We start from the raw sequence: 12,058 nt of genomic DNA, 5'->3' as shown, positions 1-12,058 counted from the left end.
CTACGAAGCCTCGTCCGTACCCCTGCCCCCGAGTCGAATCTGCAGTGTCGTTCCGGTCGCCTGGGCAAAGCGGCGCAACGACGTCGTCGTCGGTGCGCTCTTGCCCGTCTCCCAACGGGCGACCATGGCCTGAGACGTGCCGATGCGTCGGGCAACCTCGGCCTGGGACAGCTTGGCGTAGTGACGGGCCTCAGCCATCGCGAAGGCAAGGTCCATCTCAGACGAGATCTCGTCGCGCACGACCTGATATTCCGGATCAGCGTTCCAGCGCTCGCGGACGGTCTTGAACGGAATTGTCATCACAGCACGCCTCTTGCTCTCTCCGTGGCAAGATCCAACCATCGCTTGGGCGTCTTCCGGGTCTTCTTCATGAAAGCAGCCAAGATCACCACGCGCCGGCCTGAAACCGCCACGTAGAGCGCCCGACCCTCGTTGCCGCCCGCGCTCGGGCGCATCTCCCAAATCTTGTCTTGCAGGTGTTTGACGTGCGGCTCGTGAAGGCGCTCCAACCCGAGTGTCTCGATCCGCTCCACGATCTTGTCCAGGGCAGCGCGGACCTTCACGGGCCACGCGTCGAGCTCGGCCACGACAGCCTCATTGAGAATTTCGACCTGCTACGGCATAGGCCGATATTATATCAAAAAAGATATCGAACAAGTACCGCGGCAACGTTGAGGGCCGCTCGCCGCTGCGCTCAAGCCGCCTTCACCCCCGCGGCGCGGTCCGGGATGGCGATGCGGAAGCGGGCCCCGTTCGCGGTCTCGTCGAGGCAGAGGGTGCCGCCGTTGAGGCGCACCAGTTCCGAGGCGATGGCGAGGCCGAGGCCGGTGCCGCCGGCCCGGGTCGAGCCCTGGAAGGCGGCGAACAGGTTGGACTTGGCCCGCTCGGGCACGCCGGGGCCGTTGTCGGTCACGAGGATCGTGACGGAACCCGTGCCGGGCGGCCCGACGCGGACGCCCTCGATCAGCACCGTGCCGTCCGCGGTCCTGGCCGCGGCATGGGCCTGGACCGCGTTGCGCACGAGGTTGGTCAACGCCCGCAGGAGCTGCTCGGGATCGGCGTCGATCTCCAGATCCGGCGCCGCGCGCGCCTCCACGCGGATGCGGGCCGCCGGCATCAGGTCGGCGAGGTCGGTCAATTCCTCGAACAGGGGCGCCAGCGCCACCATGCGCCGCTGTGGATTCGGCTCCGTGGCGCGGCCATAGGCCAGCGTCGCCTCGCAGAAGCGGATCGCCCGGTCGAGGGTCTCCACGAGACGCGGCGCAACGCGCTGAACCAGGGGGTCGGAGACGCTTTCCAGGCGATCGCCGAGCAGCTGGGCGGTGGTGAGCAGGTTGCGCAGTTCGTGGTTGATCTTGCTCACGGAGAGGCCGAGTTCGGCCAGCCGGCGCCGCTGGCGCAGCTCGCCGCCGAGCGCCACCTGCATCCGGGCGAGCGCGTTCTCCGCCTGCCCGATCTCGTCGGTGCGCGCCGAGCGCCGGGCCAGCCGGTCGGTCCGCTCGGGATCGTCGGCGAAGGCGGCGATGTCGCGGGCGAGCCGGACCACCGGCCGCACGATCGCCCGCTGGAGCACGAAGAAGACGAGCCCGGCCGCCAGCACCGCGATGATGAGGCAGGCGACGAGCAGGCGAAGCGAGAAATCGGTCAGAGCCGCCCGCAGGGGCCCCTCGTCGAGCAGAACCTCGACGGCATCGAAGCCGTCCTGCCCCGGCCCGATCGCCCGGATCGGCGCCTCGGTGTGGAGGAACAGCGTCCGGAAGGCGCCGCCGACCGAGCCCGTCAGGCCGCGCTGGCGCAGATCGACCGTCTCGGCCACCGCGGACGGCACCGGTCCGTCGGTGAGGTAGCGCCACGTCTCGCCGACCCGCACGGCGATGGCGCGGGCGCCGACGCCCATCAGCAGGCGCCGGGCGGTCTCTTCGGGCACCTGACCTTCGGGGGCGGCGTTCAGAACGAGGGCGGCGACCCGCGCTGCCGCAACCCGGTCGGACAGCCGCGACAGCCGGTAGGTCGCCACCGCCGGGACGTAGATCAGGATCTCGGCCAGGACGACGAAGGCCACCGTCAGCAGGAACAGGCGGCCCGACAGGCCCAGCCGCCCGAGCCAGGCGAAGGCGCGCGCGCGCGGCGGCGTCGTGCCGGCCGGTGCCTCGATATGCCAGGGCAAGGCGGCCGCGACCGCCGGATCATTCTGCGCCGCGTCCGCCGGCTCCGATGGCCGGCCAGGAAACGGAAGGCGGGGCCGTTTCAAGCGTCACCCGTCGTTGTGTCGTCCAATCGCGGTTCGGATGGCGCGCCCCCTTTGCCGGCTCCCCCCTGCCGCACAGGTTGTACGGCCGTCAGGTGACGCGCGCCATTCGCTTGTGCGCAAGTCTTATGCGCGAAGCGTCCGGCGCTCAAGCCGTCGGCGCAGATAAACCGTCAAAAGAGCAAATCCTGCCAGCGCCGCCAGCGCCGCGACCATGCCGGGCGTCACCAGAGCGCGAAGATCGAGGCCCTGCGAGCAATCCGTTCCTCCGGCCGCGAGGCAGGCCGCCTTCGCCGCGTCGCGGGTCGCCAGCAGATCCTCGAGTCCGGCGCCGAGACCGGCATAGATGAAGGCGCCCGGCGTCAGGCCGAGCAGGGTGGCGAGCGCGAAGGTGCGAAGCGACACGCCGAAGGCGGCCGGGGCGAGGTTGGTGATCCAGTAGGGAAAGATCGGCAGGAGCCGCAGGATCAGGATGTAGCCGAAGCCGTCGCGGCGGAACCCGTCCGCGAAGCGACCCAGCCGGGGTCCGGCCTTGCGCCGGATCAGGTCGCCGGCGGCGTAGCGCCCGACCGAGAACACGATCGCCGCGCCCGTCGTCGACGAGCCGATGGCCATCAGGGCTCCGGTCACCGGGCCGAACAGCAGCCCGGCCAGCACCGTGAGCACCAGCGTCGCGGGCAGCGAGACCACGACCGAGCCGACATAGACGAGGCAGGCCAGCGCGATCGCCCGAATCCGGTCCTCGGCGATGAGCGTCTGGAGCCAGACCCGCGATTCGGAGAGCCGGTCGAGGTCGAGGAAGTGGGCGCCGCCCGAGGCGAGGATGCCGACGGAGAGCGCGGCCAGGATCAGGAGCGGGAGCCAGCGCAGCCAGGGCCGGCGCGGCCCCGGCGTCCCGCCGGACTCGGGATGCTGCTCACGCGGCCGGTCATGCGGCCGGACGCCCTCCCCGCCCCGTGGCGTCATCGGCCTGCCTCCGCCGGACGGTGTTCGCCTGCCAGCCCTCAGCCCCGCTTGCGCATCCGCAGGATTTTGAAGAAGCCGCCGGGGAAGGTCGGCGCGAGGCCGACCACCTCGACGCCGTTGCGCTGCGCCCAAGCCTCGATCCGGGTCGCCTTGAAGTCCGAGGACCAGCCGATCTTGGTGCAGAGCGGCGCGACGATCTCCTCGACCCGGGCCACCGGACCATTCGACTGACCGAAGTGGTTGGCGAGCACGATGCCGCCGCCGGGACGCACCACGCGGAGGAATTCGGAGAGCGCGGCCTCCGGATTCGGCACCAGGGTGATGAGGAACTGCGCCACCACCGCGTCGAAGCTCGCATCGGCATAGCCGAGGCGGCAGACGTCCATGACCTGGAGCCCCTTGACGTGGGTCAGCCCCTTGCGCCGGACTTTTCCGCGGGCGCGCTTGAGCATGTCCTCGGAGAGATCGACGCCGCAGACGAAGCTGTCGCGGGGATAGTAGCCGAGCGACAGGCCGGTGCCGACGCCGGCCTCCAGCACCCGCGGTCCATGGGCGACCGCCGCCTCGACGGCGGCCCGGGCGGCGGGTTCGGTGAGCTTGTCGTAGACGACGTCGTAGACCGGCGCCCAGCGGGCATAGGCCTTGCGCATCAGCTCGGTGGTCGGCCCGGCCTCGGGCGCCCGCTCGCTCAGCATGTAAAAGTCACCCTCTCATCATGTCCGGCCCCGAGCGCCGGCGGCCGCCTTCGCGGGCCCTTCTGCGCGCCGTCTCGAGGAAATCTGAATCCGCGCGTGAGGCGCCCCCATCAGGCGGCCTCGGCGGCGCCTGCCTGCAACGCGCCGATCCGGCGGATGGTGCCGCCGCCGAGCACCTGCGCGCGCGGACCGTCATCGGCGTAGATCACGCAGGCCTGTCCCGGCGAGACCCCGTCCTCGGGAACGACTAGTTCGACCTCGGCGCACGCTTCGGCCGCGTTCCACGAGAGGCGTGCGGGCCGCGGCTCGCGGGTCGAGCGCACGCGCACGGCCACCGGCCGGTCGGCGACGTCTTCCGGCGCGCCGTCGCCGAGCCAGTTGAGGTCGGCCAGGCGGATACGGCGGGTGGCGAGCGCCGCACGCGGCCCGACGACGACACGGGCGGTCTCGGGCTCCAGCCGCACCACGTAGAGCGGCTCGCCGACGGAGAGCCTGAGGCCGCGGCGCTGGCCCACCGTGTAGTGGATGATGCCCTCGTGCTCGCCGAGCCGGCGCCCATCGAGATCGACGATCTCGCCGGGCCGGGCCGCCTCGGGCCTCAGCTTGGCGATGATGTCGGCATAGCCGCCCTGCGGCACGAAGCAGATGTCCTGGCTGTCGGCCTTGTCGGCGACCGCGAGGCCGAGTTCGCGGGCGAGCGCGCGGGTCTCGTCCTTGGGCCGCTCGCCCAGGGGAAAGCGCAGGTAGGCGAGCTGCTCGGGCGTCGTGGCGTAGAGGAAGTAGCTCTGGTCGCGGGCCGGATCGAGGGCGCGGTAGAGGGCGCGCCCGCCCCCCGCCCGCGCCCGACTCGCGACGTAGTGGCCGGTGGCCAGCGCCTCGGCGCCGAGATCCCGGGCCAGGCCGAGCAGATCGCGGAACTTGACCGAGCGGTTGCACTCGACGCAGGGAATCGGCGTCTCGCCCGAGAGATAGCTCTCGGCGAAGCGGTCGATCACCGATTCGCGGAAGCGGTCCTCGTAATCGAGCACGTAGTGCGGGATGCCGAGCGTCTCGGCGACCGCCCGCGCGTCGTGGATGTCGCGCCCGGCGCAGCAGGCGCCCTTGCGGTGGGTCGCCGCGCCGTGGTCGTAGAGTTGCAGCGTGACACCGACGACGTCGTAGCCCTCGCGCTTCAACAGCCCGGCGACCACCGACGAATCGACGCCGCCCGACATGGCGACGACGACGCGCGTCTCGTGCGGGGGCTTCGGGAGATCCAGCGAGTTCATGGCCGGTGATCAGGGCCGGATGCCGGCCGTTGGCGGAGCCTTCGGGCGCGCGCGGGCCTGCGGAGCCCGGACGCATGTCCGGTGTCTATAGCGATCCCGATCCCGACTTTCCAGGGACGGCGCGGCCGAGAGAGGGCCGACGGCTCGCATCGCCCTCCCTCCGCAGCCGGCAAATCCTGCCGGGCGGACGGCAGATCCGGCCGGGCCAAGGCGCGGCGCCTCTCTTACGATCAAATTTTCCGGCACGATTTCAGGTACTTGCGGAATATCGCCCGTGGCGCGCGGCTTGCTCTGACCGCCCGCGGCTTCGGCCCTGCAGGATGAGGACGGCATCTTGGTTTCGCGCACAGATCTGGCGGAGGTGTTTTTCAGACAGACCCTGCGGCCCGCCTCGCCCGCGGGGCGCGGGAGCGAGGGCGCCGCGCGCTTCAGCCTGGAGGCCGCGGAGCGGAAGCCCGCGGCCCCGACCCGGCCCGCCCTCCGCCGCGACGAGGCCGCCTCCGCCCGGAGCGATGCCGACGGGGCGGAGAAGTGGGGGGCGGCAAGGACAGCGGCCGCCAGGGCTGAAGCCGCCGAGGCCAGGATCTCCAAGGCCGGAAACGCGAAGGCTGATACCACGAAGACCGACGGCGCCGGGGCCGAGGGCTGGCGATCCGGAGTTTCGGCGGAGAGCCGGGCGCGGCTCGCCTCCGCCCGCGGCACGTCGCGTCCGGAGAGCCATGCGGCGGGCGGCTCGGGGGCCGATTCGGCGCGGGCGCCGGGCCGGGACGTGGATTCGCCCGCTCAGCGGCCGGAACGCCCGGCCGAAGGCGAGGCGGTTCAAGCGGCGGCGCAGGAGGCGGCCGCGGAAGGGGCCGCCGCGGAGGAGGCCGGAGCCCTCGCCCTGTCCGAGGACGAGACCCGAGACCAGGACGAGACCGATCATGCGGCGGCCGCCGATCCCACCGCCCTGCTCTCGCCGCCCCCTGCCGCGACCACGGCGCCGACGGCTCCGGCCGCGGGCGGGTCCGGCGAGAGCGGCCCCGTGGCGGGCGGGCCCGGCGAGACGGCCGCAGCCGGACATGCCGCGAAAGCGGACCCGGCCGCACGCCCCACCTCCGCCGCCCCGGACACGGCCGGCTTCGAGGCGGCGCTCGACGGCACGCAGGCCGCGGCGCCCTCGCCCGCTCCGGCCGTCGGCGCGGCGCCCCCCCCGACCCCGCCCGGCAGCAGCGGCGCGGCTCCCGCGCAGGCGGCCCCGGCGGCAGAGGCCGCGGCCGCGACGCCTCAGCCCGCAACGCCGCCGATTCCCCTCGGCGCCGTGCCGATGACGATCGGGCTGCGCTCGCTCTCCGGCATGAACCGCTTCGCGATCCGACTCGACCCGGTCGAACTCGGCCGCATCGACGTGTCGCTCGAACTCGACAAGGCGGGCGGCAAGGCCCGGGCGCATCTCGTCGTGGACCGTCCCGAGACCCTTGCCCTGCTCCAGCGCGACGCGGGCTCCCTGCAACAGGCCCTCGCGCAGGCGGGCTTCGATGTCGGCGCGGAGGCGGGCGGGATCGACCTGTCCCTGCGCGGCGAGACCGGATCCCAGGGCGGCCGGGACGGCGAGTCGGCGTCCCGCGGGCGCTCCGGCGGAGGGCCGGCCGGGCGGGACGACGGGCCGCCTCCCCTCGACCCCGTTTCCCTGCGGCACCTGCGGGCCGTCAGCGGCCTCGACATCCGAATCTAAGGTAGAGCCATGGCCTCCGGGATCACCAGCAGCACCAGCATCACCGCCACCGGTGCCGCCTCGACCACCGACACGAAGTCGATCGCGGGCAACTTCACGCAGTTCCTGACGCTGCTCACCACGCAGCTCAAGAACCAGAACCCGCTCGATCCGCTCGACACCAACCAGTTCACCCAGCAGCTCGTGCAGTTCGCGGGCGTCGAGCAGCAGCTCAAGACCAACGCCTCGCTGGACACGATCCTGACCAACTCCAAGGCCGCCTCGGCCTCCTCCGCGTCAAGCCTGATCGGCCGTAACATCACCGCGGACGGCGCCACCTCCGATCTCGCGAAAGGCAAGGCGACCTGGACGCTGACCCCGGAGCGGGCGGCCGCCAAGGCCGTCATCACCATCAAGGCCAGCGACGGCACCGTGGTGGCCACCAAGACCACGACGCTCAAGACCGGGGCGCAATCCTTCGCGTGGGACGGCACCGCGACCTCGGGGCTCGCGGCCAAGGACGGGCGGTACACGATCACCGTCGATGCCCTCGACACGACGGGGACGCGGGTCAACGTCGACACCAAGGTGTCCGGCACCGTGGACGGCGTCGACCTCAGCGGCTCCGAACCGGTGCTGACGATCGGCTCGGCCCGCGTTCCCGCCTCGAGCGTGAAAACGCTCGCTGCGCCAAGCTCTTGATGCGCTGCAGCAGCGATGGCAGCGCAATTGTCCACATCCGTTAACAACGAACGAATCGCATTCGAACGGCCGACTTCAAGAACTTTTAAGCGGACGCAAGTAGCTTCCTTCTCGACAGGTCAGTCGAGTGTAGAGCGTATCATGACCGAAACACCCCGGCCCCGCGTGAAGTATGTGATCGGGCCCGACGGCAGCCCCCTGACGATCGCCGATCTCCCCCCCGTCACCACCCGCCGCTGGGTCATCCGCCGCAAGGCCGAGGTCGTGGCCGCCGTCCGGGGCGGTCTGCTCAGCCTGGAGGAGGCCTGCCAGCGCTACACGCTGACCACCGAGGAATTCCTGAGCTGGCAGTACTCCATCGACCAGCACGGGCTGGCCGGCCTGCGCACCACGCGCATCCAGCATTACCGGCACTGATTTTTTCTTCGTCGATCCGTACGTTGCGCATGCCTGTTCGCGCAACGGATGAGGAGCCGCCCGCGGGAGACCGGGGCGGCTCTCGTCGTTTCCGGAACCGTTCGGCGGCCCCGATGGCGGCGATGTCGTGAACGGCACGCCCCGGCGTTAACGCCTCGCTAACCACGCACCGGGCAATTCTTGCCGGGCGGTCGCGCATCCCTGGCGGCCGCATCCGCTGTCCTCAGGCGTGCCGGCCCGTGAAACCCATCCTCGATCTGGTGACGAAGCTCGGGCCCGCGCGCATCGCCGCGATGGCGGCCGTGACGCTGACGCTGGTCGGCTTCTTCGCCTTCGTGATCCTGCGGGTTTCGCGGCCCGACATGGGCGTGCTGTTCTCCGACCTGTCGATGCAGGATTCCTCGGCCGTGATCCGCGAGCTCGACGCCCGCGGCATCACCTACGAGACCAGGGGCGACCTGGGCCAGACCGTGCTCGCCCCCCGCGCCGACCTCGCCAAGCTGCGCATGGACTTCGCCGGCAAGGGCCTGCCCGCCCAGGGCGGCATCGGCTACGAAATCTTCGACAAGGGCGACGCCTTCTCCTCGACGAGCTTCGTCCAGAACGTCAATCACCTGCGGGCGATGGAGGGGGAACTCGCCCGCTCGATCCGCGCCATCGGCCGGGTCCAGGCGGCGCGCGTCCATCTCGTCATCCCGGAGCGCCGCCTGTTCGAGCGCGACCGCGAGGCCCCCTCGGCCGCCATCGTCGTCAAGCTGATGGGCGATCTCGACGCGAGCCAGGTGCGGGCGATCCGGCATCTGGCCGCCTCCGCCGTCGAGGGCCTGAAGCCCGAGCGGGTCTCGATCGTCGACGAGCGCGGCCGGCTGCTGGCCGACGGCGCCCGCGGCGCGGAGGCCGAGGGGGCGGGCGCCCTGGAGGAGCGGCAGGCCGGCATCGAGCGGCGGATGCGCTCGCAGATCGAGGAGATCGTAGCCGGCATCGTCGGCCAGGGCCGCGCCCGGGTGCAGGTCACCGCCGAACTCGATCTCAACCGGGTCGAGAGCCGCTCGGAGAGCTTCGATCCCGAGAGCCGGGTCGTGCGCTCCACCCAGACCCGCTCCGAGAACGCGCTCACCGGCGGGGCGGAGGGGCAGGTCACCGTCGGCAACGAGCTGCCGGGAGCCAACCAGAACCAGGCGCCGCCGCAGCAGAAGGATTCCTCGCAGAAGAACGAGGAGGTCACGAACTACGAGATCTCCCGCGTCACCAAGGTCGAGACCCAGGAGGGCGGGCGCCTCAAGCGCCTCTCGGTGGCGGTGCTGGTCGACGGCGTCTACGCCCCCGGCGCCGACGGCAAACCCGCCTACCAGCCGCGCTCGGACGCCGAGATCGCGCGCATCACCGCCCTGGTGCGCACGGCGGTCGGCTACGACAAGGCCCGCGGCGACCAGGTCGAGGTGGTCAACCTGCGCTTCGCCGAGACGCCCGCCGCCCCCGAACTCGCCGAGCCCGGCCTGATCCAGTCGTTCCTGAGCCCGACCAAGGAGGAGGTGATGCGCCTCGTCGAGCTCGCGGTTCTGAGCCTGCTCACCCTGGTCGTGCTGATGGCGGTGGTGCGCCCGCTCCTGCGCCGCGTGCTCGAATCGGACGCGCCGGTGGCGGCGCTGGCCGGCCCGGCGGGAGCGCTGGCGCTGGCCGGGGCGGCCGGCGAGGGACCGGCCGAGATCGCGGTGCGCGAGAACAGCACCAACCGGTTCCTCGAATCGGCGAAGATCAACGGCCAGATCCAGGCCGAGACCGTGGAGCGCGTGGTCGACATGGTGCGGGCGAGCCCGACCGAGACGGTCGAGGTGCTGCGCAACTGGATCCACGATTCCTGATGAGTGCCGAGACCCCCCATAGCCGGGAGAGAGGAGAGGGTTCGTGTCCGCGGGCGTAAACTTCACCGCCGCCATGGAGAGCGTCGACGCCTCGAAGGCGTTCGCCGAGATGCCGGGCCCGCAGCGCGCCGCCGCCCTGCTGCTGCTGCTCGGCGAGGAGGAGGGCGCGCCGATCTGGCAGCGCCTCGACGAGGACGAGATCAAGCTCGTCAGCCACGCCATGGTGCAGCTCGGCTCGCTGGAGGCCGCCACGGTCGAGCGACTGATCGTCGATTTCGTCTCGCGGCTGTCCTCGGGCGGCGGCATCACCTCGAACTTCGAGCGCACCGAGTCGCTCCTGCTCAAGATCTTCCCCCCTGAGCAGGTCTCCTCGATCATGGCGGAGATCAAGGGCGCGTCGGGCAAGCGCGTCTGGGCGAGCCTGACCCAGATCGATCCCGAGATCCTCGCGAACTTCCTGCGCAACGAGTACCCGCAGACGGTCGCCGTCGTGCTGTCGAAGGTGCGGGCCGACTACGCCGCCAAGGTGCTCACGATCCTGCCGGAGGAGTTCGCCATCGACGTGCTCAACCGGATGCTGCGCATGGAGACGGTGCAGAAGGAGGCCCTGCGCCACATCGAGGAGACGCTGCGCACCGAATTCGTCTCGACCATCGCCCAGACCACGCGGCGCGACGCGCACGAGCTCATGGCCGAGGTGTTCAACGCCTTCGACCGGCAGACCGAGACCCGCTTCCTCGCAGCGATCGACCAGGCCAACCGCGGCTCGGCCAAGAAGATCCGCCAGCTCATGTTCACCTTCGAGGATCTGCTGAAGCTCGATCCGGGCTCCGTCCAGACCCTGATGCGCAAGGTCGACAACGACACCCTGTGCCGCGCGCTGAAGGGCGCGGACGAGCGGGTGCGGGCCTTCTTCATGAGCCAGATGTCGACCCGCGCCGCCAAGAACCTCAACGACGAGATGGGCTCGATGGGGCCGATCCGCCTCAAGGAGGTCGATGAGGCGCAGGCCAAGATGACGGAACTCGCCAAGGATCTGGCCGAGAAGGGCGAGATCATGATCGCCAAGAACGGCGGCGAGGAGGAGTTGGTCTATTGAGCGCGCGCGCCTCCCGCCCCTTCCTGTTCGACACCGATTTCGGCCGCCCGCGCGGCCCCTCCCCCGCCGACGCGGAGGCCTCGGCCCGGGCCGAGGCCGAGCGCGCGGCGGGGGAGGCGGCCGCCTATGCCCGCGGCCTCCAGGACGGCCGCTCGGAGGCCGCGCTCCAGGAACAGGCCCGGCTCGCCGACGCCCTGACCCGGGTCGGGCTCGCCGCCGCCGGCCTCCTCAACCAGTCCGACCTCCGCGACGGCGAGCGCGAGGCGCAGGCGCTGGCCTTCGCGCAGGCGCTGGCCCGCCGGATCGCGGGCGAGGCCCTCGACGCGCGCCCGCTGGCGGCGGTGGAGGAGGCGGCCCGCTCGGCGCTGCGGCACCTGCGCGGCGTGCCTCACCTCGTATTGCGGGTGAACGAGACCCTGGTCGACGAGGCGGAGACGCTGATGCGGCGCCTGTCGCGCGAGCACGGCTTCGAGGGCCGCCTCGTGGTGCTGGGCGAACCCGACATGGCGCCGGGCGATGCCCGGCTCGAATGGGCCGATGGCGGCGTCGTGCGCGAGCGCGCCCGCATCGAGGCGGCCGTTGAGTCCGCCCTCTCCCCCAATTTCGCAAGTCCAGAGGCCTGAGCCCGATGTCGAGCGACGATTTCAGCCTGCCCCAGCTCAACGAGGGCGACCTGCCCTACGACGAGGGCGGCGCGGCCTCCGTCCGCGACGCGCCGACGAGCCCGAAGAGCGCGGCGGACCTCGAACAGGTCTTCGACGTGCCCGTGGTGGTCTCGGCGGTGCTCGGCTCGTCGCGCATGCCGATCGGCGACCTGCTGCGGCTCGGCCCCGGCGCCGTGCTCGAGCTCGACCGCAAGGTCGGCGAGGCCATCGACGTCTTCGTCAACAACCGCCTCGTCGCCCGCGGCGAGGTCGTGCTGGTCGATGAACGCCTCGGCGTGACCATGACCGAGATCATCAAGAACGATCACTGATCCTTTGGTGTGCCGTTCCCGGCCGCGGCCGGGAACGGCACGTCCGGCGGACGGCCGCCGCCCCGCTGTCGCGGGGGCGGCCTGCGATGAGCGATCATCGCGGGCCGGGGCGGACCACCTGAAGCGGAAGAA

13 protein-coding genes are annotated in these 12,058 nt (G+C 71.4%); 7 read left to right on the top strand and 6 right to left on the bottom strand.

What is annotated here, in order from left to right; translation table 11 throughout:
- The 6 genes from HNR01_RS06065 to mnmA form a co-directional block, all read right to left on the bottom strand.
- Entirely contained in the window at positions 1 to 300 is a 300-nt protein-coding gene (locus HNR01_RS06065; protein WP_183667109.1) for a helix-turn-helix domain-containing protein, read from the bottom strand.
- Positions 300 to 587, bottom strand: a complete 288-nt coding sequence (locus HNR01_RS06060) for a type II toxin-antitoxin system RelE/ParE family toxin (RefSeq protein ID WP_183667108.1) — start codon at positions 585 to 587, stop codon at positions 300 to 302. The genes HNR01_RS06065 and HNR01_RS06060 overlap by 1 nt, the downstream gene beginning before the upstream one ends.
- 107 nt (positions 588 to 694) lie before the next feature.
- Positions 695 to 2,251 (bottom strand): sensor histidine kinase, encoded by a 1,557-nt coding sequence (locus HNR01_RS06055; RefSeq protein WP_183667107.1) that lies wholly within the window; start codon positions 2,249 to 2,251, stop codon positions 695 to 697.
- Positions 2,252 to 2,374: 123 nt separating this feature from the next.
- Positions 2,375 to 3,214 (bottom strand): TVP38/TMEM64 family protein, encoded by an 840-nt coding sequence (locus tag HNR01_RS06050; protein WP_017484068.1) that lies wholly within the window; start codon positions 3,212 to 3,214, stop codon positions 2,375 to 2,377.
- A 38-nt stretch (positions 3,215 to 3,252) separates the two neighbouring features.
- Positions 3,253 to 3,909 (bottom strand): class I SAM-dependent methyltransferase, encoded by a 657-nt coding sequence (locus tag HNR01_RS06045; RefSeq protein WP_003606502.1) that lies wholly within the window; start codon positions 3,907 to 3,909, stop codon positions 3,253 to 3,255.
- Positions 3,910 to 4,019: 110 nt separating this feature from the next.
- Complete coding sequence (gene mnmA, locus HNR01_RS06040) at positions 4,020 to 5,177, bottom strand: tRNA 2-thiouridine(34) synthase MnmA (protein ID WP_183667106.1); 1,158 nt, start codon at positions 5,175 to 5,177, stop codon at positions 4,020 to 4,022.
- A 334-nt stretch (positions 5,178 to 5,511) separates the two neighbouring features.
- Between mnmA and HNR01_RS06035 the strand changes: the two genes are divergently transcribed.
- The 7 genes from HNR01_RS06035 (at position 5,512) to fliN (ending at position 11,926) form a co-directional block, all read left to right on the top strand.
- Positions 5,512 to 6,891 carry a flagellar hook-length control protein FliK gene (locus tag HNR01_RS06035; RefSeq protein WP_183667105.1) on the top strand — a complete coding sequence of 460 codons (1,380 nt, stop codon included), beginning with the start codon at positions 5,512 to 5,514 and terminating at the stop codon, positions 6,889 to 6,891.
- A gap of 9 nt (positions 6,892 to 6,900) precedes the next feature.
- On the top strand, positions 6,901 to 7,572 hold the full coding sequence (locus tag HNR01_RS06030; protein WP_017484071.1) for a flagellar hook assembly protein FlgD: 672 nt from the start codon (positions 6,901 to 6,903) through the stop codon (positions 7,570 to 7,572).
- Between the two features lie 141 nt (positions 7,573 to 7,713).
- A complete protein-coding gene (gene sciP / locus HNR01_RS06025) occupies positions 7,714 to 7,989 on the top strand; it encodes a CtrA inhibitor SciP (RefSeq protein ID WP_009865968.1) in 276 nt (91 codons plus the stop codon).
- A gap of 239 nt (positions 7,990 to 8,228) precedes the next feature.
- Complete coding sequence (gene fliF / locus HNR01_RS06020; protein ID WP_017484073.1) at positions 8,229 to 9,851, top strand: flagellar basal-body MS-ring/collar protein FliF; 1,623 nt, start codon at positions 8,229 to 8,231, stop codon at positions 9,849 to 9,851.
- 43 nt (positions 9,852 to 9,894) lie between these two features.
- The gene (gene fliG / locus HNR01_RS06015) at positions 9,895 to 10,950 is read left to right on the top strand and encodes a flagellar motor switch protein FliG (RefSeq protein ID WP_183667104.1); all 1,056 of its coding nucleotides are present in this window, start codon (positions 9,895 to 9,897) and stop codon (positions 10,948 to 10,950) included.
- A complete protein-coding gene (locus HNR01_RS06010; RefSeq protein WP_183667103.1) occupies positions 10,947 to 11,573 on the top strand; it encodes a FliH/SctL family protein in 627 nt (208 codons plus the stop codon). The genes fliG and HNR01_RS06010 overlap by 4 nt, the downstream gene beginning before the upstream one ends.
- Before the next feature lie 5 nt (positions 11,574 to 11,578).
- Positions 11,579 to 11,926, top strand: a complete 348-nt coding sequence (fliN, locus tag HNR01_RS06005; RefSeq protein WP_017484076.1) for a flagellar motor switch protein FliN — start codon at positions 11,579 to 11,581, stop codon at positions 11,924 to 11,926.
- The last annotated feature ends 132 nt before the right edge of the window (positions 11,927 to 12,058 follow it).

The sequence above is a fragment of the Methylorubrum rhodesianum genome, from assembly GCF_014199985.1.
Lineage (GTDB): Bacteria > Pseudomonadota > Alphaproteobacteria > Rhizobiales > Beijerinckiaceae > Methylobacterium > Methylobacterium rhodesianum.
This window is presented reverse-complemented; position numbering and strand designations above follow the sequence as displayed.